This is a genomic window from Herpetosiphon geysericola, assembly GCF_001306135.1.
GTDB classification, from domain to species: Bacteria; Chloroflexota; Chloroflexia; order Chloroflexales; family Herpetosiphonaceae; genus Herpetosiphon; species Herpetosiphon geysericola.
Window position 1 is genome coordinate 151,741 of the sequence record NZ_LGKP01000015.1, and the last position, 23,232, is coordinate 174,972.

Sequence of the window (23,232 nt, forward strand, 5' to 3'; positions counted from 1 at the left end):
ACAACGTGAATGTATTCAAATTAAGCTGGTTCGGCCAGCACCTGTTCCAATTGATCCACGGCTGCTTGCGCTCGCGCCTCAACTTCGCTGAGATCAGCTCCCACAGCGGTGATATGGCCAATTTTACGGCCTGGCTTGGCGCTGCGTTTATCATACCAATGCACATGGACTTGGGGTTGCAAGGCGGTTTGAATGAGGCTGCTTTCCAAGGCTCTGCTGGTTGGCGCTAGCACGTTGACCATTACCGCGCTTTGTTGGCGCAACTGTGGATCGCCCAACGGCCAGCCCAGCGCCGCCCGAATGGTGTTTTCGAACTGCGAGCAATAGCTGCCTTCAATTGAATAATGGCCCGTGTTGTGCGGGCGAGGCGCAAGCTCGTTGACCAAAATCTGGCCCTTGCTGGTCAGAAACATCTCAACCGCCAAGATGCCTAAGCCGCCGAGCGCGGCTGCGGTTGCTTGGGCTACCTCGCGGGCTTGTTGCTGAATTGCCGCTGAGAAGGGCGCTGGCGCACGTACCACCCGACAAACCCCGCTTGGCTGATAGGTTTCAATTACTGGATAGACACATTGCTCGCCGTTGACCGAGCGAATAATCAAGGTTGCTAGCTCGGCCTCGAAGGGAACCCAAGCCTCGACAAACACCGGATTTTCGGGAAAACCCAAGGCTGCGCATGCGCTGGCAATCTCGTCGGCGCTACGAATTTTGGCAGTGCCTCGGCCATCGTAGCCGTTGCGCCGTGTTTTGAGCATCAATGGAAAGCCATGCTTGGCCCCAAATGCTTCAAGATCGCTCAGCGATTCGATTAAGCCCAAGGCTGGCACGGGCAAGCCTGCTGCTGCCAAGGTCAATTTCTGTTGGGCCTTATCCTCAATCAAGCCAAGGGTTGCTTGATCAGGCACCAGTTGCACCCCTTTGCTCGCGAGATAAGCTAGCTTTTCCGAGCCAATAAACTCGTTTTCGAGCACCACTACATCAACCGCTTGCGCAAATTGATCAAGCAAAGTCCGATCATTCCAATTGCCAACCACTGCTTTGCTGACCAGGGCTGCTGGCTCGTCGTTGCGATTGGCTAAAATAACGGTTTCAATTCCCAAGGGAATCGCCGCTTGCACCAACATGCGAGCTAATTGCCCGCCACCAAGAATGCCTAAACGTTTTGTCATAATGCCTTATTAGCTATAAGTTAATTTGATCCACGAAGGATGAATGGGCTATGGGCTTTTGGCTATAGGGTTAATTTGATTAAGTGAATGCCACCCAGCTTCCGATAGCCAATAGCCTCTATGTTCTCTGCTCTCTGCTCTCTGCTCTCTATTCTTCTCCCCGACCCTTGACCAGCAGCCCCCGATCCCCAGCTTCTAATAAAAATCAGCGAAGCCCTCGCGATCGAGGCGTTCGAGCATGGATTGAATTTTGGCCTGCGATTGGGGATAGGCTGCAAGCGCTTGGCTTAAACGCTGCAAGCCACTGCGAAAGCGTTGGCTGTCGTCGCCGCGCAATTTTGGCAATAATTTTTGCTTAACTTGCAAATCGAGCGCCGTATTGAGTGGCATAATGCCCTCGGCTCCTTCCAAATAGCGCCCAATTTCTTCGACCGCCCGATAGCCAAATGGATGCCCAAGCCCTGCCAAAATTGGCTGTAATTCGAGCAACAATTGCCATGCAGTAGCATCAAACGGACGCCGATAACTACTGCGCCACGCCACCAAATCGACTTCGGTTAGCTCGATCACATTCGCCCGATCAAGCAGTTTATCACTGAGGCTAAAGGTGCTTTCATCAACATTAACCGTGCCAATAATATGCACATTCAAGGGCAAACGTAGCGGGTTGCGCACGCTTTCGCCATCAACGGTTTGCGCCACTTCCTGCGGAATACCCAAATCAATGAGATGTTCGGCGGTTTCGAGCGCACTCAAAATTGGCGCTAAATAATATTCTGGCCGCGCCAAATTCAACTCATCAAGGCATACAAAATAGGGATAGGCCGGATCGGCGGCTGCGCGCAGCAACAAACGCAAGGTTGGGGTTGGCTGAAAGGTTTGAGTCAGCGCATTGAAATAGCCCAATAAATCGCGGGCGTTATGCCAATCGGGCTGCACCGCCACCGCCAAATAATAGGGATTATCGCTGTGCGGCGCGATTTGATGCACTGCATCAGCATACACTCTGGTCAAACGGGTTTTGCCAGTGCCCGAAATGCCTGGCAAAATCACCAATGGCTTAGTTTGCAGCGCAATGTGATACGAGCGCAACACAGCCTCGGGATAGATAAAACCACGTTGCCGAATGTTAGCGCTAATTTCCTCGATGCTTGGGCTGTTGAAGCCTGTGGCGTAACTTGGCCGCGCCTCGCGCACATGGCTCGGTGGCAATTCCCATTCTTCTTCGGCAATTTCCATAATTGCCTCGTTGAGCGGCAGCAAGGCCAAAATATGGTTAATCAATTGTTGATTAAACTGCTGGCTATCATCCAGCGCTTGCTGCCAAGGGTAGCTCCAGCCAGCCCACAAATAATTACTGGTACGATTGGCCAGATAATCATCGAGCCAAAGCTGCTGCTCTGCATGCTCGCCCCGGGTGTAGCGCACATCGGGCAAACTGCTGATTAATGGCTCCCACAGCACCCGCCCGCGATCCCAAACCGCTGCCAGCTCGCGTTTGCGCTTGTTCCACAGTTGAATGCCAACCAAAATCCGTTCTTCGCTGCCGCTGACCCCAAGGTAAATATGGCAGCCACGTGGAGGCCGATCGATCACCACATGATAATCTTCGATTGGATCACGCTGGCGGCCCCGATTGACCGCCCTAACCGATTTGGCGCTGACTTCATACAAGCCCCAAGTGTTGGGAAATTGGCGCGCAGCAACGGTGGCAAGCTGCTCGGTGATGGCAACGAGAATTGGATGCAACTGCTCTTGCACTGCATTCCAACGCTCGTTGACGCCCTCGACTTGCAAGCTTTGCAACGCTGCTGCATTCCATTGGATTGGCTCGTTTTGGCTCACAACTAGGCTTCCTTATCGCGGCGTTTGAGCAACCACGCCGTCAAGGCAAAACATGCCAGCGTATAGGCAATCAAAATAAACCAGGTCAAGAAAATAAAGCCAGCGTTATAGGAATAATTGACCGTCGGAAAGACTTCGCAGTTTTGCGGGAGCGGCGGGCCAACACACTTGCCGGTGTCGTATGGCTCGGTTAAGCCGCCAATCGAGCCATAGGCTTGCATCGCCCAACGACTGCCCACGAAGAACGAAAGCGGAGCCAAGGCTGAAGGCAATGGGAGCAACGCCAGCGCAAACACAATTTGTGGAATCAAGGCAAACGGAATGATGCTCATGGCTTTATCCGATGAGCTAACCGAGGCCGAAATTAACAAGCCAACGCCCAAGCCTGTTAGTGATGTAAGGAAGGTGGTGATTAAAAAGCCGCCCCAAACCCCAAACGGCGCATGGGTCACTCCAATGTCGAAATCGACCTTGAAGTTTAATATCACCATCAAGATCACGCTTTGGATGAGACATAAGCCGGAAAGCACAACGACTTTTGAGGCCAAATAGGGCACAATTTTGAGGTTTGCCAAGCGTTCGCGCCGATAAATCGGGCCTTCTTTGGTAATTTCACGCGCTGAGTTCAAAATGCCAAACCACACCGCAACCGCGCCCAGCAAGAACGGAATCATGCGCGCATCGGCGTAACGTGGGTCGTGCAAGGCATCGGCTTTGGCAACCAACAGCAAAATTAAGCTAATAATTGGTGCTTGCAAGAGCAAAATCGCCAAATTCCGCCGATCAGCGGCGATCAAGCGCAAATAGCGGCGGGTTAAAATGCCAAATTGACGCATTGCCGAAACTGGCGGCGGTTTGGGTCTGCCCGCTGAAGCCGCCGAGGTTGGAATCGACGTGCTTGCTTGATTTGGATAGGCGCCAGGCACTGCTGCTTGGGGAATTGGCGCTTGTGGCGGGGTCATCACTGGCACTTGGGGCGCCCGTTGCAGCCGTTCCCAAATATATTTACGATAGGCTTCTGAGTTGCGGAAGCGAATTTCCCACAGCTCAGAGAGCCGTGGCACTTGGCGTACTTGATTATTGTGTTGGCGCCATGTCTCAAATTCTTGCCTTAGCTCAGTCGTAATTAACGGATGGTTCGGGTCGGCATCGCCCTCAAGCTTGGTGTAAATATCGGCAAAATCGCCTGAGGTAACATTAAAAAATTGCAGCGCTTCGCTGGGCGGCCCAAACCAAACCATGCGCCCATCGGCCATAAACACCACATGATCACATTGGGTGATGTTGGCGGTGGCGTGAGTCACCAAGACAATTGTGCGCCCTGAATCGGCCAATTGGCGCAAGGTGTACATCATCTTCTTTTCGAGGCCCGGGTCAAGCCCCGAAGTTGGTTCATCGAGAAAGAACAGGCTGGGGTCGGCCAACAGCTCGGAGCTAATTGAAACCCGTTTGCGCTGACCACCAGAAAGCTGATTCACCTGCTTGCCACGATGGGCGCTCATCTCAACATCTTTGAGCACCCGATCGATGCGGGTTTCGATTTCGCTGCTGGCAGTGTCAGCGGGCAGCCGCAACTTAGCGGTGTAGCGCAAGGCCACATCGACTGGCAAGCTGCTATGCAAAATATCGTCTTGCGGCACGTAGCCCAAAATGGCGCGATAGGCATCGAAGTTGGCATAATAATCATCGCCATTGACCAAAACCGCACCTTTGTTGGCCCGATTGTAGCCCGACAGTGCGCCCATCAAGGTTGATTTGCCTGCGCCTGAGCCACCAACCAGCGCAATAAACTCGCGTGGCTCGATTACTAGCGACACATTATTAAGGATGACCCGATTGCCGCCGACCAAGCGCACCAACGAATGGGCATCGATCCGCAAGGCTCCGCGTTGATCGAATTGATCAAGCGACATGCCATCGTAGACCAATTTAAATGGCCCGACTTGAATCACATCGCCGCGATTCAAGCGGGTTGCATTGATCCGATTGCCATTAACAAAGGTGCCGTTGGTGCTACCAAGGTCGCGCACCTCGTGGCCACCTTGGATGGCGCGAATTTCGGCGTGGTTGCGCGAGACTTGAGGATTAGGCAAATTGAGCGCTGAGCCTTCGCGGCCAATCGTGACCGCAGGCTTATTGCTTAAATCAAAGCGGCTGACATGGCCAACCTCTGCTGGTGGCGTGGCAACCTGCTGATTGCGATAGGTAAGGGTAACAAAGTTGCCAGTTACTGGGTCGCCAATCCGCACCGAATCGCCATCATTAAAACTATGGCGCGGCACGCGTTGGCTTTGAAACAGCAGCCCGTTGGTGCTGCCAAGGTCAATAATAACGTGGCGTTGGCCTTCTGGCTCGATGCGGGCGTGATGCGATGACACAAAGCGCGACGAGGCAATAATATCGTTATCGGGCTTGCGACCAAAGGTTATTGGCTGGTTGGCTAATGGAATCTGGCGGGGTGCCTGCCCAGTTTCTTGCACCTCTAAAAAGGCCATTGAGGAATGCAAGATGGTGGTAGCCCCACTGCCGAAGGCTGGGCTGGCTTGGTTTGGTGCGGCCTGTTGGGCTTTCCCACAACTTGGGCAAAACTTTGTATTAGGCTGAATGGCAGCACCGCAGTGAATACAGCGTGTCATCATTCCCCCTTAAATGCCAAGCTTCATGCAGCACGATTAACGCTATCTAGTGGCATGGATGAAGGCTGTGCTATAATCGCAGCATGTGAGCAGACTCAAACACGCGCATTATAGCACACTGCTCCAGACCACAACCGTTCCTGCCGAATGGGAGGTTGCTCGAATGAGCCTTGCAACGCCTACTGGCGCTCCATGCCCACGCTGTCATCGTCTGGTTGATGAAACGGCACGTTTCTGTCGTCATTGCGGGTTTCCGTTGCGTTCAGTCGCAACGCCGCTCGCAGCGCCAGAACCAGCCGTGGCCGCCGAGCCGATGGATTATGAAGAAGTTGTTTTACCAGCACCACGCCGAATTCAGCTTGAAGGCGAGAAGATTAGCCTGCGAGCGTTGGAACAGATGGTGCATGCTGGCGTTGAATGGTGGCAGATGCGCCTGCAAACTGGTGAGGCAACCAGAGAAGAAGCCATCACCAGTATTGAAGAGTTGCGCAAAGCCCTTGGGAGCGTTAGTCATCAGTTGGCTCAAGGCCGCGAAACAATTCGCATTACCACCACATTAACGCCAGCCCGCCGCTTTCCGCTTGGCTGCTCGCGCTGCGGCAAGGGCAATCGGGTCAATGCACGCTATTGCATTGCCTGCGGTAATCCGTTGGTGGCCAATGCAGAAAAGGTCCAGCCTATGTCGCAAACACTTCGCTATACTGTTGGCTTGCTTTCCGATGTTGGTACGCGTCGTTCAGTCAACCAAGATTCTGCCTTGGTCGAGCAGTTTCGCTTGCGTGATGGCACGCCGGTGATCTGCTGTTTGGTGGCCGATGGCATGGGCGGTGCCCAAGGTGGCGAACGGGCCAGCGCCTTGGCCAGCCAAACGATTGTCAATCATCTGCGCGATTATAGCCGCAACGTCGATCGCAGTTTTGATGGCTGGCGCGATGTGGTGCGGGCGGCAATTGCTGCGGCCAATAGCACAATCTTTCGCGAAGCAGAAGTTAAATCATCGCTGCGTGGCATGGGCACGACGGTCGTGGTAGCCTTGGTCGTTGGCGAAAAAGCTTGGATTGGCAGCGTTGGTGATTCGCGGGTCTACCTGATTAACCGCAAAGGGGTCAGCGAAAAGACCCAACAAATTGCCCAAATTACTGTCGATCACACGATGGTGGCGCGCTTGGTGGATATTGGCGAGCTAACGCCCGAGGAAGCACGCACCCATCCCCGTCGCCATGTGCTCTACCGCTCGGTTGGAGTCGAAGCCACGGTCGAATCGGACATGACCGAGCAACCGCTTGAGGCTGGCGATTGGCTGTTGCTCTGCTCCGATGGCTTGATTAACGAGCTTTCGGATGAAGAATTGCGTGATGCAGTCTTTGAAGCGTCATCACCGCAAGCATGTTGTGGCAGCTTGATTGCTATTGCCAATAGCCGTGGAGCACGCGATAATGTAACGGTGGTGCTGTTATCTGCCGAAGAGCGTACCAACCAGCAGCATTAGTGGCTTGGGGCTGAAACTAATTAAAGATTGAACGCGTCTTATGCTGTGACGGCCTTACGCCAGCGATCACATTCTGATCGTTTTGTCACGATTCTGGGCGCTTTTGAGCGCAACATCGTGCTATAATCGCGCTGAGTTGCTGATACGAAGGATTTTCTCCATGAGCGATTTGTTATCTGAAGAAAACTCAAAAACAGGTGCCTTGCCCCCTGAGTTGATTTTGGGCTATCGCTATTTGCTCAAACAACGGCTTGGCCAAGGCGGCATGGGGGCTGTGTATTTGGCTTACGATCAGCGCCTTGATATTGATTGCGCGATCAAAGAGATGAGTACGGGCCTGCTCAAAACAGAAGATGAGCGCGAGCGCGCCCGCAAATCGTTTCATGAAGAAGCAAAATTGCTGGCCCGTTTGAATCATCCCAATCTGCCGCGTGTGACCGATCACTTTAGCGATCACGGGCGTGAGTATTTGGTGATGGAGTTTGTGCCAGGCGAAACCTTAGCCAGCATTCTGCGCAATAGTCCGCCGCCATGGCCAGTCGCTGATGTGGTGGCGTTTGCCGAGCCACTGACCGAGGTGCTGCACTATTTGCACAGCCGCACCCCACCAATTATCTTCCGCGATTTGAAGCCTGCCAATATTATGCGTACTCCCGAAGGTCAAGTAAAATTGATCGACTTCGGGATTGCGCGCTTGTTTAAGCCTGGGCAATCGCAAGATACCCAAGCCTTTGGCACAATGGGCTATTCTGCACCTGAGCAATATGGCACTGGCCAAACTGATGCTCGCTCCGATGTTTATGCCTTGGGCGTGTTGCTGCATCAACTGATGACTGGCCACGATCCAATTGCCCAGCCTTTCAATGTGCCGCTAGCGCATACGATCAATCCAGCAGTGCCCGAGGCAATCAGTTCGGTGTTGATGACGGCTATGAGCCATGATCCGCAAACTCGTTTTGCCTCAATGGTTGCCTTGCGTCGCGCGCTATCGAATGCTTCGCAACACAGTGCTGATGTGTATGTGGCGCAACGCCCAAGCACCTCGGCTTTGCCCAATGTTGGCTATGCCCAATCAGCCCAAGCACGGCCAGTGTCGCAGCCGTATGGTCAAACTGGCTCGCAGCCGTATGGCCAAACTGGCTCGCAGCCGTATGGCCAAACTGGCTCACAGCCGTATGGCCAAACTGGCTCACAGCCGTATGGCCAAACTGGCTCACAGCCGTATGGCCAAACTAGCTCGCAACCCTATGGGCCGCCAGTGGCGCAACCCTATGCGCAGCCCTATACGCCGCCAGCACCGCCGATCTATGCCCAACCTTTTACGCCGCCAGCACCGCCGATGCATCCGGCAACTCACCATTTGCAAGCTTCCAGCGTGCCGCAAGCTAAAACCACGGGCGTTGCCCAAACCGCTCAAGTTATGGGCTTTTTAAGCCTCATTATGGTGATTAGTGGCTTTTTCTATGAAGATATGGGTTATGAAACAGCCTTGTTAATGGCTGGCTTTGGTGGCTTTGCTGGTTTTGTCTCATTGATTGTGAGTATTGTTGCGGTGAGTTTAAAAGCCACCCGCGATTCGCGCAAAGGTCGTTCGCAGGCAGTTCGCGGCCTAATATTTGCAACCGTGGCGATGGTCTTAGCGTGTGTGGTGATGGGAATTATAGGTAGTCTCTCAGATAAATATTAAAGTCCTTTTTTGCGTTCTTGTGTGCTCCCTTGTCGAAGGAGGAAGTATGAAGTGTCCAAGCTGTGGACATACGAATGATGGTAGCAACCGTTTTTGTGAATATTGTGGCGCCCGGCTTGATCCCGCGATGAATCAAGAAGCGACCCAAGTTGGGGCAGTTCCCAATTTGCATACTGATCAAAGCTATGATGCCCCAACAATGTTTGTACCAGCCGATCAAGCTCCTCCTGCTCCACCAGCCCAAGCGGAGCCAGCGGCAAGTTCGCTCAACTGTCGTGAATGTGGCTATATTAATCAACCAGGCGATCGCTATTGCGATCAATGTGGGGCTTCGCTTGAGGCGCCAGCGGTTGCTGTCGGTGTCGATGTGGCGCCCGTTGCAACGCCTGTGCCAAGTGCTAGCGAAGCGGTTACGCCACCAGATGGTGTGCCAGCAGTGCAAGTAGCCGAGCCAAGTTTAGCCGAATTAACCAATGTTGCGCCCGATGAGGAGTTGCCAACTGTGCCAATTGAAGACCAACAACCATTTTCAGCGCCAAGCAACGAGTCCGAGCCAGTTGTGGCTGCAACCGAAGAGCCTGTTGCGGCTCCCATCATCGAAGCCGAAGCTGTGGCGGCTAAAGAAGAGCCATTCGATTCGCCAGTTGCTGAGGCTGCGCCTGTGCTGATTGCACCTGAAGAACCACGCTACGAAGACGAGCCAGTGGTTGCTGCCAGCCAAGAACCAGCCGTCGACGCTGCTCCCGCTATTGACGCGGCTCCGACAGTTGATGCTGAGGCCGTAGCCGCCGAACGAACGGCACTTGAAGCAGCAATTATTGAACAAGAAGATAATTTGGCGATGTTCGAGCAGATGTCAGCGCGCTATGCTGGCCGCGCCTTGCCTGCCCACATTGCAGCTGGGATTGAAGAAACCAAGACCAGTTTGGCCGAAGCCCAAGCCGCGCTTGCAGCTTTTGATCAAGCTCAAGCTGCCGCCCAAGCCGCTGCTGAAGCCGCTGCCGAGGCTGCTCAAGCTGCCGCATTGCCCGATCCAGCAGAGGTCGAGCGCTTAGAAACGGCAATTGCTGAACACCAAGATAACTTGGCGATGTTCGAGCAGATGTCAGCGCGCTATGCTGGCCGCGCCTTGCCTGCCCACATTGCAGCTGGCTTGGAAGAAAGCAAGCATGCCTTGGCCGAAGCCGAAGCCGAATTGGCCGCCTTGCTCGGTGGTTCGCCTGCTGCTCCGGCTGCTCCGCCAATTCCAGCGGCTCCAGTGAATACATACGATGCGCCAACGGTTGCAGCGGCTGCTCCCAGCGAACCAGCGCCAGCAGCGGTTGCTCCAGCAGAACCGGTGGCCGTGCCTGCTCCAGCGGTTGAAGCAACGCCAGCATGGGCCGCACCAACTCCAGCAGCGCCAGAACCAGCGCCAGCTTGGTCTGCTCCAGCAGCAGTTGCCCCAGCAACGCCAGTTACGCCGCATTTAGTGGTGGCTGGCAGCCAAGTGGTGCTCAATCTGCCAACCAATAAGCAAGTCTATGTGATTGGCCGCGAAGATCCAATTAGCGGCATCTATCCTGAGGTCGATTTGACCAACCACGGCGGCGAAGGTGGCGGCGTGAGTCGCCAGCACGCACGCTTGCACAACACTGGCGGCAATTGGACGTTGGAAGATTTGAATAGCACCAACTATTCAAAAGTTAACGGCCAAAAATTGGCTCCCCATGCGCCCGCCCCGGTCAACCACGGCGACCAACTGCAATTTGGCAAAGTTGTTGTAACCTTGCATTTGCATTAATTGTGAATCGACGGCCCGCGCTTATCAACACCGATAAGCGCGGGTTTTTTGTATTTGGAGGATGCTGATGTTGAATCCAGCTCAATTTCAGGTGTTAACCTTTGATTGCTATGGCACGTTGATCGATTGGGAAACTGGTTTGTGGGCGGCGCTTGAGCCAATTTTTGCTCGCTATGGAGTTGATATCGAGCAAGAAGCGGCTTTGCAATTGTATGGCGAGCTTGAAAGTGCGCTCGAAGCAGGGCCGTATTTGGCCTATAAAACCGTGGTTGCAACCGTGCTAGCGCAACTTGGTCAGCGTTTGGGCTTCACCCCAACTGCTGAAGAATGTCACGAATTTGGCTTGTCGGTCAAGCAATGGCCAGCCTTCGCCGATTCGCCAGCAGCCCTGCAACGCTTGCAGCAACGCTATAAATTAGCGATCATCTCGAATGTTGATGATGATTTGTTTGCTGCTTCGGAGCAACGCTTGGGCCTGAAATTCGATTGGATTATCACTGCCCAACAAGTGCAATCGTACAAACCTTCGTTGAATAATTTTCAGCGCGCCTTTGAACGTTTGGCCCTGCCGCAAAGCGCAATTTTGCATGTGGCTCAAAGCTTGTTCCACGATATTGTGCCCGCCAATCAGCTTGGTCTCAATACGGTTTGGGTCAATCGTCGCCATTCCAACCCTGGTTTTGGCGCAACCCCTATTGCCGAAGCCCAGCCCGATTTGGTTGTGCCCAGCTTGGCCGCCTTAGCCGATTCCTTAGGTTGTTAAATCAAGTGCCAGCACGCTTGTAAACGTGCTGGCATTGTTTTATTGAGCTTGAGCTGTTGCTGAAAAGAGCCCTAGTTGAGCACTAAGATCGTCGCTGATATAGGCATTAATCCGAGGATAGGCAAATTTTTCTGATTCGCTGAGATAAATTGAACGAAAGCCAAAAAATTGGCTAGTAAAATAGGTTAATGATGGATCGTATTCTTTATATAAATTAGCCTCAACTTGTTGCCAAATTAGCTTGAAATCATCAAATTGATTGAGATAGTTGATTTTTGCTTGATACCATTCCTCAAGCTCGAAACCCTTGGTTGCATGCCTAAAATTATAAATATAACTCTGAGCCATTAATTGCCATTGCACAAGGTCAAGGCTGAATAATTTTTTAAACCCATAACGTGGATCAAACATTAAATTGAGAATATTGCGATCAGCTACGGGAATACTGTTAAAACTATCCATATAGTGTTGAAACAAACCATCCATAACTTGATTGACTTCTAAAATATCCCAAACATGATTAACAATAAATGCTGGAATATTAAGCTTGTGCAGAATATTTTGGTAGCGATCAAGGTGTTGCTGTAGGGCAATGCTAGTCAGAATTTCAGGATCTATTTTATAGCCAGCAGCACTTAAGAGCATATTGCGCTCGCTAATATTACACTCCAAAAGTGCAGCAATACCCCGTACAATTGCCTCGGGAACCGTAATTTTGGCCCGCTTTTCAAGCAGCCGCTTATAAACTGGAAACTCACTCCAAATCGCTTGTTGAGAAAATGGCGAGCTATTCGTTTTAGGGTGTTTGCCATTACGAATCGCATCCTCTAAAGCGCGTTTATGCCGAATGCGGATTGTTTCGGCAACTTCGATAAAGCTATCGTTGGCGGTTGCTGCGTTTACTTGTTCGGTCATAATTTTCCTTTTTCAAGGACTCTTACCCTCGGTTTCATGCTGTTACAGCCTGAAATTAATGTTGCTATTATAGCAAATTTGGGTATTTTTCATGTTGCTATCTATATCATATTTTCATGTTGACTAGCGATAATTTGGCTTTTTCAAGCCGCTAAAATTTTGTTGGTTATGCTGATTTGAGGTTAGAAAATCTGTGCTGAGTTTAAATATATGTTGGGCATAAATCGCCCACATCCATCAGCGTAGAAAAATGGATGCGGACGATTGTTGAATGAGTGTATTTAGGTTGATTGGATTGTGCTATGCAGACTTGGGGCGATTTAGGCATAAAAATCTGGCAGCGTTTTGAGAGCTTGCCATTGCTGATGGTCGTGGCCGAAAATGACTAGCTTAATTTGCTCTTGCTCAACCAGATCAAGCAACTTGATCGTACTAGCTTGAATCGCTGCTGCATCGGGGTTTTCAGGATCAGCTTTATCGCGGATAAAATCGGCGCTGAATGGCACAGCGTCAATTGGCAAGAGCACTGCTCCAGTTTGTGGCAGCCGCACCAACACCGATTGATGACCAGCCACATGGCCGCTGGTTTCAATCAGCTCTAGCCCTGGCAGCAGCTCGGTATCGCCATCAACCAGGCGAATTCGTTCGATTGGTTGCTCCCATTGTCCGCGATTGGCTGCAAAGCGAGGATTGCTTTGGGCATCGAGGTGATGCGCTCGTTGCACGATGTATTGCGCGTTGGGGAAGTGCGCATGTCTGCCAGCATGGTCAATATCATAATGGGTCGAAATAATCGTATCAATGTCAGCTGGCTGGAGGCCAATGCGCGACAACTGCGTAATCACATCTTGTCCATTCGCAAAATCGGCTGCCTCTTCAGGCATAAGCTCGGGCAACCCGGTGTCGATCAGGATATTCTGGCCAGCGCTGGTTTGCACCAGATAGCACACAATTGGAATCTGATATTCGGGCATATCCCCAACTTGCATCAGATATAAACGCTGTGGCGTATGTTGGTTCATTATCACAGTTCCCTTCGCAAAAAGTGGTCAATAGTAGGCATCACGATGAAGATTAGACCAAATGTGCTATCTTTTGTCAATGCTTGAATTAACGCATCTGCGTAATTCTCGGTATAGTATTGAGTAGCGCGGCGTTTGCGCTAGCGATTGCAACTATGTATTCGCTGTGATCGTCTCGATAATAGACCGAACAGTGATAAACTGCTTGGCGATTGTCGTTGCTTAAAACACTGACATTGGCAATTACTGGGTTGCCCTAGGCTGGTTTGACATACTTATTTTTAGATTCAGCAGTTATGACCTGCATGCCGACTGTCGAGCTAGCAAGCATTTGTTGCCCAATGGTGGTTAATCGTCACTCATTGAAATCGTACATAGCAGAAGGATTTGGCGATGGCTGAGCATGTGCCGACAATTTTGGTAATCGAAGATGCTGTTGATTTGGCAGATGTGTTGGTGCGCGAACTCACTAATTTGGGCTATCGGGTTTGGCATGCTGCCGATGGCCGCACAGGCCTCAATTTACACCAGCAACATCAACCAGATTTAGTTATTTTGGATTGGATGTTGCCGCAGCTTGATGGCCTAGAGGTCTTGCGCACGATTCGCCAAACCAAATCGACCCCAGTGCTGATGTTGACGGCCCGTAGCGAAGAAACCGATTTAGTGGTGGGTTTGGAGCTTGGCGCTGATGATTATTTGACCAAGCCATTTGGCATGCGCGAGCTGATTGCGCGTGTGCGGGCATTGTTGCGCCGCGACCAGCGGATTCAACAATTGTTACAGGCCGATGGGCAACCAGCAACCGAAGTCTTGCGCTATGGCGAATTAGTGCTTGACCCACATTTGCATACGGTTGCTTTGCGCCAACAAGAGCTCGATTTGACTCCAACTGAGTTTGCGATTCTCGATTTATTGTTGCGCAACCCAGGCCGCGCATTTAGTCGCAACTACTTGCTCGATACAATTTGGGGCCAAAGCTATGTTGGCGGCGATCGCTCGGTCGATAATGCAATGCTGCGTTTGCGCAAAAAGCTGGCCGATTTTGGTGATGCAATCGAAACGGTTTGGGGCCTTGGTTATCGTTTGCAAGCGGAAGCACCACGATGAAGTATTGGCTGCGTTGGTATGCACATGCAGGGCTGTGGCGGGCTTGGCTCTATATGCTGCTTTTCGACAGCATGTTCTTAGGTAGCTTATTGTTGCTTGTTGAGTGGCTACCGGTTGATGTATATGTCTTGATGAATGGCGGCTTTTTTATTATTGGCATTGGCGCTGTGGTGTTTGGCTTGAGCTTGGCGTTCGCTGAAGGTGGCTTTTGGCGTACATTGTTGCTTGAGCTTGCTGCATGGGTGCTTGCGCTGATCAGTTTGACCTTGCTCGGCAGTTTTGTTTCGTGGTATGAACTTTCACGTCCCATGAGCGCATGGCAGGATGAATTTTATATCGCGTTTCCCGATATGCTGCTCTTTTTTAGCATCCACAATGTGACATTTATTGGAACCCGTTGCTTAATGTGGTTTTGGCGTTGGTGGAATCGCTTGCGCAAACGTTCGTTGCTCTGGACGTTGACCCATGATCAATTAACCATTGTTTTTATATTGATGGTGATCTTTGGGGTTACCGTGGCCGGGCTTTCGATTTATATGCGTGGCAATGAGTTGGCGAACTCCGATAATTCAACCACATTCTTGATTGAAAATGTCGTGCAATATTCGTTGCTGGGTTCGATCTATGGCGCGCTGATGATCGTCGGCCTGTTTATATTTTTGCCCGTGGCGATGATCCTTTCGTATATGTTGATTCGGCGGGTTATTCGGCGCATTGAAGCCTTGGCGATGGCTACCAATGCGTTGCGTGAGGGCGATTATAGCTCGCGGATTGTGGTATATGGCAACGATGAAATTGCTCAGCTCCAGGCTAATTTTAATGCCATGGCCGAACAACTGGATACGACAGTCAATGCCCTCAAAACCGAGCGCGATCGCGTCGCGGGCTTGCTTGATGATCGGCGCGCCTTAGTTGCCAGCGTTTCGCATGAATTGCGCACGCCAGTTGCGACGATGCGCGGCTACCTTGAATCGAATTTGCAAGCAGAACAACTATTAACGCCCCAAGTCCAGCGCGATTTGCTCGTCATGGAGCGCGAAACGCTGCGCTTACAACAATTGATTGAAGATTTGTTTTTGCTTTCGGCCAGCGAAGTCAGCCGTTTGACCCTCAACCTTGAAGCGCATGACCTAGCGCCCTTGATCAATCGCATTGTCCAAACCGTTCAGCCTTTGGCATGGCGCCAATCGCGAGTTGATGTGTTGGCTGAGTGTGCCGCCGCGCTTGATCAAGCATTGATTGATCCTCAACGTTTTGAGCAAATTTTGCGCAACTTGTTGCATAATGCCTTGCGCTACACGCCGCCTGGGGGCTTGGTGGTGGTGCAAGCACTCAATCATGCCAACCAGATTGAAATTTATGTCCGTGATACTGGTGTTGGGATCAACCCCACTGAGCTTGATTCAATTTGGCAGCGCTTTTATCGCGCCAACGATCAGGCCAACGAACAGCATCAAGGCGCTGGCTTAGGCCTAGCCTTGGTCAAAGAATTAAGCGAAGCTATGGGTGGCTCGGTTAGTGTTGAAAGTCAGCTGGGTGTTGGCACCAGCTTTTGCATTCGTTTCCCCAAAGCCGCGAAACCAATGCTTGCAAACGTTTCCTAGGCTCCTATATGCCTATAGTTATGGCCAATAGCGGTGGTGTATATTGACATGCTGCCTAGAACTCTGTAACCTATAGTGAGCATTCCACGTACCAACCCCAGCAAACCCGTTGTATGGAGAACAACCATGACCATTGTCCTTGATCAACGCTCCGATCAATCCCTTGCCGTCTATATTGACGGCGATTTGCAGTTTGATAGCCGTGATGAAGGGGTGTACCACGAGCTTTTGGCCTTGCCTGCGCTCGCATTAGCCCAAGCACGCCGCCCCAAACGCCAACTCCGAGCGTTGATTTGTGGTGGTGGCGATGGTTTTGTTGCCCGCGAATTGCTCAAATCTACAGCCATCAAGCAAATCGATTTGGTCGATTATGACCCAACGATCCTTGATTTGGCCCAAAATGAATGGCCTGAGCTGAATCAGCATGCCATGATCAACCCACGCTTAAAAGTGCATATCTGCGATGCAGTTCAATTCGTTGATCAGGCGGCACAGGCAGCCGATGAATACGATTTAATTATTTGCGATTTTACCGTGCCCCGCGATCAGATTGGTGCGCGCTTGCATAGCATCGATTGGTATCAGCAATTGGCCTATATTTTGCATCCTCAGGGTGTTATCGCAGTCAACGCGGCCTCGCCATCGCAAACGCCAGTTGCCTATTGGATGATTTACAACAGCATTCGAACTGCCAACCTGAATCCTAAGCCGTATCGTTTTTCGTTGCCCTCGTTTACCGAGGCTGGCTATGGCGATGATTGGGGCTTTTTTGTTGGTAGCCGTAAAGCGTTTCGCCCACGCGAGTTTGATCATTTGGCCTTGGCTGAGCCACGCGAGTTTTTGCACGATAGCGAGCAGCTTAAACGGGCTTTTGCCTTCCCTGCTGCATTGGCCGAAAAACGCGCCATCGCCCAACCAACCAAACTTGCCAGCGACGCGCTGTTGCATAGTTTATTCGCGCCAACGTGGGATGCAGCTAGCGGCACCGATTGGACGTCGCTTGATTTTGTGCATGATCCAGCGCCACTGCCCAAGCCGCATACCAGCGCAACCTTGATGCCAAATGCAGTTCAGCAAGCGTTGCAGGCCGATCAAGGGCTTGATGAAAGCCAAGTCTTTGAGCAAGTTGTGCAGGTGATGCCAGCCTTGCGGGCCGAGCAAACTAGGAGCATGGTTGCTGAATTTATCGCCAATCCACTACGCTTTCTGAATTCGCTCGATCTGCGGCGCTTGGTCGAGGCCTTATTGCGGCGTAGCCGCGAGTTGCCACGCAAATTGGTGGCCGAATTGCGCTTGTTGCGCCGTCATCTTCAGCGCACATGGGAAAACCCGCAATTGCTGCTTAGTCGGGGCTTGCGCATCGTTTCGGTGATTGCCTTGGTGATTATTTTGGCCAACTTGCTCCACCCAGATACGACCTACGCCAAAGGTGATACCTCGGCAGGTTCGGGCGCAACCTCCAGCCAATCGATGGTGCGCACAAACTCACCCTACGATGTGGTGCAAGCGCCGCCTTCAACGGTTGAAGGTCGTGGATTTTCGAGCGGCACCTATGGGCGGGGCAGCGTGATTGACGAATATGGCTCGGCCTATCCAACCCGTCGCTATCGCTACTATGGCTCATATTACGGTGGCAGTTCGTATCGCAACTACAACCGCAACCAACGCCCAAGCGAAGATCCCAACGAAGGCGATGCGCTCTATCGGCTGACTCCAGAGACCGATATTTTGGCCAATGGTGAAGTCGTGATTAGCTTGACTGATCAAGCATATTTGTTGCTAGCTGATCAAGTAATGACCGTCGTCGATGCAGAAGATGGCTTGCCAATTGTGTTTTTGCAACGCGACGAAGCCTTGGTTTGGCGCACCCATCGCGAGCTTGATCGCCAGCGGCGCGGGCTTGATGGCAGTGTCAAAGCCAAACAAGATTGGATCGATTGGGTCAGTTGGGCTGGCTTTGTGCCATGGCGCAACGATGATCAAGCAGAGCTGAACAATATTGTGCAAACCCGTGGCACGCTTGATCAAGCGATTAAAAGCTTGGGTTCGATTCCTGCTAATCAGCCAGCGATTCGGGTTGCCCCAACTGCTGGTGGCTTTCAATTATTCTCCAGTGTTTGGATGAATGCTGAAGGCACGTTGGCAATCTTAGAGCAGCCCGATGGCAGCAAGGCCTATCTTAACAAAACTGGCTGGTTCAGCGATAGCGGCTTAACCCAACCGCTGAGCGAGCCGTATCCAGAAGAGTTTCGCACCAAAGTTTTGATTCCGTTTTTGACCAAGCAAACAACTGAGTATGCAGCGATCAAGCAGCGGATTGAAGCCGATTTAACCAGCGTTAAAAGTGATTTGAGCCTGCTCAACTCGGATAAAACCGAGTATACCTCGATTCAAAGCAGTTATGGGCCAAGCGATATTGTCGAGTACGGCACGACCGAAATTCGGGTTGACGAAGCGTTACGCCGAACCAACGATGATATTGCGCGAACTGAGCAGTTGATTCAGGTCTTGAACGATCAACTCAGCGCATTGCCAAAACAAGACAATGCAGCCAAGAAGTTTTTGCAGAGCTTGAAATAATGCAGGTTGCGATTCTGCCCCAACTAACGATTGCCAGCAAGCTCGGCCAGCAGTGGGAGGCTTTAGTGCAAGCCAACCCTGCTGGCGGCGTGATGCAAAGCCTTGCCTGGAGCCAATTTAAGCAGCAGCGCGGTTTGCAGGTTGTGCATTTTGGCTTATTTGAGGCTGAGCAATTAATTGGTGGTATGCTCTGCACGATTCCTGCCCAAAGCGGGGTTGGTAGCAACTTAATCGCTGCTGATGGGCCAATTTTGCCCTGGCACGATCAAGCATTGGCGCGCCAAGGTTTACGCTTATTGCGCGAAGCTGCGGAAACGCATGCCGCTGAGTATGGGGCAATTGGTTTGCGGATCGAGCCACGGCTTGAGCGTCCAGCGCCCAATTTGTTGCGCGATTGGCGGCGTGCTCCGGTCGATATTTTGGCCCGCGAAACGCTGTATTTGGATTTGCAGCCCGATGAACAAAGCTTGCTGGCGGCGATGAAGCCCAAAGGCCGCTACAACATTCGCTTGGCGGCACGACGTGGCGTAACAGTCCGCATCTCGCATGATGTGGCTGATATTCCTTTGTTTTATCGCTTGATGGATGAGGCTGGCGAGCGCGACGATTTCTATGTTGAGCCGATTGATCATTTTAACGATCTCTTGGCGACGCTTGCTCCGCTGGGCCATGCCCATTTGATCTTTGCCGAATATGCTGGCCAAACCTTAGCAACCATGTTGTTGGTTACCTATGGTCAACGGGCAGTCTATCAATATGGCGGGATTAGCAACCAACGGCGTGAGCAGATGGCAGGCTACGCCTTACAATGGGCTGCAATTCAGCATGCCAAGGCTTTGGGCTGCAGCTGTTACGATTTTTATGGCTATGAACCAACAGGCGATCCCCATCATCCGTTTGCTGGCTTTTCGCGCTTCAAACGGGCCTTTGGTGGGCAAGCAATCGCTTTGATTGGCGCATATGATTATTATTTCACCGAACAATTAGCCGATGTCATTATTCGCGCAGTGCGCGAATTGGCATAGTTAATTGGTGTGAGGATGCCTTTTAGTGCTTCCGAGGAGGCTTAATGACTCAACCGCCACGTTTTGGCCGGATTCCGCCAGACACCGCCCAATTGGTTGCGGGCCTAGCCCAAACCGTTGCTGGGCAAGTTGTCACTGCATTGCCCAACCATGCTGGCCATGGCACGCGGGCCGCAGCAACCGAAATTATTTTGGGGATTGTGTTGCGCGACTGGCGCGAAAATGAAAACGTCTCTGGGTTATTGCCCGATGACGTGGCCGATTTACGTTCGTTTGTGCAGCTGGCGGCAACCCTTGCTGGCAACGATCTTGAAAATCAGGGCGCACCGGTGTTTCGGGCGGTCTTGACTGGATTGATGGAAGATTGGCTCGCCAATTGGAATGCCCCAGGCGATCCAGGCCCACCAGGTAAATACTAAGCACTTATGCGGGATAAAGCCCTCTTGATAGTTAAGGAGCATGCATGTCCTCTGAAACCATTTTGCCATTGTTGGGCCGGATTGCCGCCTCAATTGGTTGGACACTCGTCAGTGTTTTGATTTTTTATGGTGGCGCGCGCCTTTACGATTTGCTTGATCCAATTGATTATCGGGAAGAGATTAAACGGGGCAATGTTGCGGCTGCAATTCAAATGGCTGCGGTAACAATCGCCTTGGCTGCAATCGTTATTATGGCAGTGGCAACCTAACATGGATACACAAACCCAACCATTTTGGCAACGCTTCGGCATCTATACGCTTAGTCTTGGCTTGGGTGGGGCTATTGCCAGTTTTCTTTCGTTGTTGCTAGGCAATCTCATTTTTGGCCGTTCTAGTCGCGTGCTTACTGGTGGTATGCCAGTATTTCTTGTGATTATGATGGTTATTGTTGGGATTGCAGCTTATTTTATCATCAAGCGCTGGATGAGTGGCTTTGCTAGCTTTCTAGCAATTGGTGGCTGGTTTTTGGCGCACTTCATCGTTAATGTCATCGCAGTTGCCTTTTTCGATGCAGATATGTCGATTGTTTCCTATATCGTCACCTGGTTGATTATGGGAGCGCTTGGCGCACTGATGTTCAGTAATTCTAGCTTTGCCAAATCAATTGGCTTAGCTGGCGCAGGCACAGCAATCGGGGCTGGCATCTATGCTGCATCACGCAAAAACGAGGTGCTCAAGGCCTCTGGCTATGGGCGAATTCCGCCATCAACCGTGATTTTGCTGAACCAACATGTGCGCTTTACCAACGATGCGATCAATCAACTGCCACCGAATACCCCAGCCAATTTTCGCAAGATTGCCGTCGAAATCGTGCTTGATCGCGTGATTCGCGATTGGTGGTCGAACGAAAATACCGATGGATTAACCCCAACCGATGTCAATGATTTAGGCGCGTTTGTCCAACTGGCTTGGTTTGCAGCGCGTGGTCAAAGCCATATTCTGCAAGCAGAAGCGGTTTTTCGGGCCTGTCTGAGTGCATTGATGGATGATTGGTTTAATGCCTGGAATGCTGACGGAGTTGAAGGCGCACCGGGCTGGCAATACAATTCATGAGCAATTTCATCCAAGATCCAACCTATCCCGCTGCTGGGCGTCACCTACTTGCAAATTTAGGTGGCTGCTCAGCAGCAATCCTCAATGATTGCGCTTTGCTGCAAACTATTGTGATGCAAGCAGCAGCTGCGACCAACGCCACGGTGCTCGAAATTGTGGCCCATCAATTCACGCCCCACGGTGTTACCATTGTGGCTGTGTTAGGCGAAAGCCATGCCTCGTTGCACACCTATCCTGAGCACGGAGCGGCCTTTTGGGATTGTTTTACCTGTGGTGATCAATGCCAACCTGAAGCTTCACTAGCGGTGCTCGTTGCTGCACTGCATGCGACAAATGTCCATTCTCAGCTTATAGACCGTACTATCAGCGAAGTCACCCAAACAGCCCCCTAGACACTGGCTTAACGCTATGTCAAGATCATACTATCCCTTATTGCCCAGCGATCTTGATTTTAGCGAGGAGCCGTCATGCGTACTCAATATCCTATCAATGAAGCCCAACGGCTTGCTGCCCTGCAAAGTTATGGTTTGCTGGCGCGCCCGTATATCCACGAGTTTGATGAATTAGTGCGTTTGGCTGCATTGTTTTGTGCTACGCCAATTGCAATTATTTCGTTGATCGACCATAAATATCAGTATGTTAAGGCGGCGTTTGGCAGCCAGCTCAAAACCATTCCACGTAAATATTCGTGTTGTGCCCAAACGATTCTTGAGCGCGATCTCGTTGTTTATGATCAGGCAAGTTTGGCCCGAAAATTCGGCCATCATCCGTTGGTGCAGCAAGGCTTTCAGTTCTATGCTGGCATGCCGATTATTACCCAGCAAGGCTTTGCACTTGGTTGTATTGCTGTGATTGATCATCAAGAGCGCCAGCTGAGCGCCCAACAACGTGAGAGTTTGCAATTAATTGCGCGCCAGCTTAGCCATCAATTTGAGTTGTTTCGCCAAGTCCAACAGCTGACAACCTTGCCCCACGATGTCTTTCAATCGAGCCTCACCAACGATCCACAGGTGCCGAGCAAAACACCCTTGCTTGCCAAAATGAGCCAACAATTGCACAAGCCAATTCAGGCGATTATGACTGATAGTCAATTATTGGCTGAGCAGTTGCTTGAGGCTGGGGTTGGCGAATTAGAGCCAACTGCCCAGCACATTCAAGAAACCAGTACCCAGCTTTTAGCTTTAATCGACGATATGATCGATTTGGCTAAGATTGAGCATGGCCAACTTGCTGTGCATACCGAAGAAGTATGTTTGGGGCCGCTGATTGATCAATTGAATGTGATTGTCGGGCCGCTGATGGTGCGCAACCACAATTCGTTTCATGTGCAAATTGCCACCCGCCACTGTGTTTTTTGGAGCGATAATCGGCTGGTACGCCAAATTCTCGTCAATGTGGTTGGCAATGCTGCCAAATTTACCCACGATGGCTCGGTACGGATCGAAGTAACGGAAGAAATACGCAACGAACAGCCATTTTTAGTCTTTCATGTACTCGATACCGGCATTGGCATGACTCTCGAACAGCAAGCATTATTGTTTCAGGAGCCGTTACCCGCCAGCAAAAGTTTTAGTAATCACCCAAGCACTGGCTTGAGCTTAGCAATTAGCAAGCGTTTGGCGTTGCTGCTTGGCGGCGATATTACCTTCAGCAGTAATCCTGGCATTGGCAGTCATTTTACCGTCTACCTGCCATTGAAAGTCAGCGCCGAGCTTCATCAAGCCTAAGCCAAATGTTCTGTAGCAAGTGCTTTGCTGTTGCCAAATCGGTCGTATCCTTCCCTACTGCCGCCAGCGGGAAGGATAGCGATTGTTTGCTGACCTCAATATCAGGATTCTGGTACTTCAGGATCTAACCCCAATTTTACTCTCGTGTTCTCGCCTTTCGGGCTGCCTGCTTTCTGAAGGCTGACCTCTACGTCATCGTTTTTGAATGCTGCCTAATCTCAGTTATTCGGCCAATGATTTATGCTATACTCGCAAGCGCTGCATCGATTTTGTCCCTCTGTTGCAGAGAAAATCTAGCCCTGGTTAATTGCAAAGAACAGTGTTGTTCATGGATGTTGCTATCAACAT

The 23,232-nt window shown here is 51.3% G+C and carries 18 protein-coding genes; 13 read left to right on the forward strand and 5 right to left on the reverse strand.

Annotated features, from left to right (window positions below):
* Positions 1 to 20: 20 nt before the first annotated feature.
* From SE18_RS09335 to SE18_RS09345, 3 genes are all read right to left on the reverse strand, one after another.
* The gene (locus SE18_RS09335) at positions 21 to 1,166 is read right to left on the reverse strand and encodes a 5-(carboxyamino)imidazole ribonucleotide synthase (protein ID WP_054534178.1); all 1,146 of its coding nucleotides are present in this window, start codon (positions 1,164 to 1,166) and stop codon (positions 21 to 23) included.
* A gap of 195 nt (positions 1,167 to 1,361) precedes the next feature.
* Positions 1,362 to 3,011: an McrB family protein gene (locus SE18_RS09340; RefSeq protein ID WP_054534179.1), complete on the reverse strand. Its 1,650-nt coding sequence runs from the start codon at positions 3,009 to 3,011 to the stop codon at positions 1,362 to 1,364.
* A gap of 2 nt (positions 3,012 to 3,013) precedes the next feature.
* The gene (locus tag SE18_RS09345; RefSeq protein WP_054534180.1) at positions 3,014 to 5,647 is read right to left on the reverse strand and encodes an FHA domain-containing protein; all 2,634 of its coding nucleotides are present in this window, start codon (positions 5,645 to 5,647) and stop codon (positions 3,014 to 3,016) included.
* A gap of 163 nt (positions 5,648 to 5,810) precedes the next feature.
* On the opposite strand from SE18_RS09345, the gene SE18_RS09350 reads away from it, so the two are divergent.
* The 4 genes from SE18_RS09350 (at position 5,811) to SE18_RS09365 (ending at position 11,369) form a co-directional block, all read left to right on the forward strand.
* Positions 5,811 to 7,136: a Stp1/IreP family PP2C-type Ser/Thr phosphatase gene (locus SE18_RS09350; protein ID WP_054534181.1), complete on the forward strand. Its 1,326-nt coding sequence runs from the start codon at positions 5,811 to 5,813 to the stop codon at positions 7,134 to 7,136.
* Positions 7,137 to 7,296: 160 nt separating this feature from the next.
* Complete coding sequence (locus SE18_RS27805; protein ID WP_054534182.1) at positions 7,297 to 8,823, forward strand: serine/threonine protein kinase; 1,527 nt, start codon at positions 7,297 to 7,299, stop codon at positions 8,821 to 8,823.
* A gap of 46 nt (positions 8,824 to 8,869) precedes the next feature.
* Positions 8,870 to 10,606 (forward strand): FHA domain-containing protein, encoded by a 1,737-nt coding sequence (locus SE18_RS09360; protein WP_054534183.1) that lies wholly within the window; start codon positions 8,870 to 8,872, stop codon positions 10,604 to 10,606.
* Between the two features lie 67 nt (positions 10,607 to 10,673).
* Entirely contained in the window at positions 10,674 to 11,369 is a 696-nt protein-coding gene (locus SE18_RS09365) for a haloacid dehalogenase type II (RefSeq protein ID WP_054534184.1), read from the forward strand.
* A 39-nt stretch (positions 11,370 to 11,408) separates the two neighbouring features.
* On the opposite strand, the gene SE18_RS09370 is transcribed toward SE18_RS09365, so the two are convergent.
* Entirely contained in the window at positions 11,409 to 12,284 is an 876-nt protein-coding gene (locus tag SE18_RS09370; RefSeq protein ID WP_054534185.1) for an MmyB family transcriptional regulator, read from the reverse strand.
* 320 nt (positions 12,285 to 12,604) lie between these two features.
* Positions 12,605 to 13,306 (reverse strand): N-acyl homoserine lactonase family protein, encoded by a 702-nt coding sequence (locus tag SE18_RS09375; protein WP_054534186.1) that lies wholly within the window; start codon positions 13,304 to 13,306, stop codon positions 12,605 to 12,607.
* A gap of 393 nt (positions 13,307 to 13,699) precedes the next feature.
* On the opposite strand from SE18_RS09375, the gene SE18_RS09380 reads away from it, so the two are divergent.
* From SE18_RS09380 to SE18_RS09420, 9 genes are all read left to right on the forward strand, one after another.
* Positions 13,700 to 14,416 (forward strand): response regulator transcription factor, encoded by a 717-nt coding sequence (locus SE18_RS09380; RefSeq protein ID WP_054534187.1) that lies wholly within the window; start codon positions 13,700 to 13,702, stop codon positions 14,414 to 14,416.
* The gene (locus SE18_RS09385; protein WP_054534188.1) at positions 14,413 to 16,020 is read left to right on the forward strand and encodes a sensor histidine kinase; all 1,608 of its coding nucleotides are present in this window, start codon (positions 14,413 to 14,415) and stop codon (positions 16,018 to 16,020) included. Before SE18_RS09380 ends, SE18_RS09385 begins: the two co-directional genes overlap by 4 nt.
* Positions 16,021 to 16,146: 126 nt before the next feature.
* Positions 16,147 to 18,600 (forward strand): spermine/spermidine synthase domain-containing protein, encoded by a 2,454-nt coding sequence (locus SE18_RS09390; protein WP_054534189.1) that lies wholly within the window; start codon positions 16,147 to 16,149, stop codon positions 18,598 to 18,600.
* The gene (locus SE18_RS09395) at positions 18,600 to 19,625 is read left to right on the forward strand and encodes a lipid II:glycine glycyltransferase FemX (protein WP_054534190.1); all 1,026 of its coding nucleotides are present in this window, start codon (positions 18,600 to 18,602) and stop codon (positions 19,623 to 19,625) included. Before SE18_RS09390 ends, SE18_RS09395 begins: the two co-directional genes overlap by 1 nt.
* Positions 19,626 to 19,669: 44 nt before the next feature.
* Entirely contained in the window at positions 19,670 to 20,044 is a 375-nt protein-coding gene (locus SE18_RS09400; RefSeq protein WP_054534191.1) for a hypothetical protein, read from the forward strand.
* 44 nt (positions 20,045 to 20,088) lie between these two features.
* The gene (locus SE18_RS09405; protein ID WP_201783484.1) at positions 20,089 to 20,313 is read left to right on the forward strand and encodes a DUF350 domain-containing protein; all 225 of its coding nucleotides are present in this window, start codon (positions 20,089 to 20,091) and stop codon (positions 20,311 to 20,313) included.
* 1 nt (position 20,314) lies between these two features.
* Positions 20,315 to 21,157 (forward strand): hypothetical protein, encoded by an 843-nt coding sequence (locus SE18_RS09410; RefSeq protein ID WP_054534192.1) that lies wholly within the window; start codon positions 20,315 to 20,317, stop codon positions 21,155 to 21,157.
* On the forward strand, positions 21,154 to 21,549 hold the full coding sequence (speD, locus tag SE18_RS09415) for an adenosylmethionine decarboxylase (protein WP_054534193.1): 396 nt from the start codon (positions 21,154 to 21,156) through the stop codon (positions 21,547 to 21,549). Before SE18_RS09410 ends, speD begins: the two co-directional genes overlap by 4 nt.
* A gap of 75 nt (positions 21,550 to 21,624) precedes the next feature.
* On the forward strand, positions 21,625 to 22,884 hold the full coding sequence (locus SE18_RS09420; protein WP_054534194.1) for a GAF domain-containing sensor histidine kinase: 1,260 nt from the start codon (positions 21,625 to 21,627) through the stop codon (positions 22,882 to 22,884).
* The last annotated feature ends 348 nt before the right edge of the window (positions 22,885 to 23,232 follow it).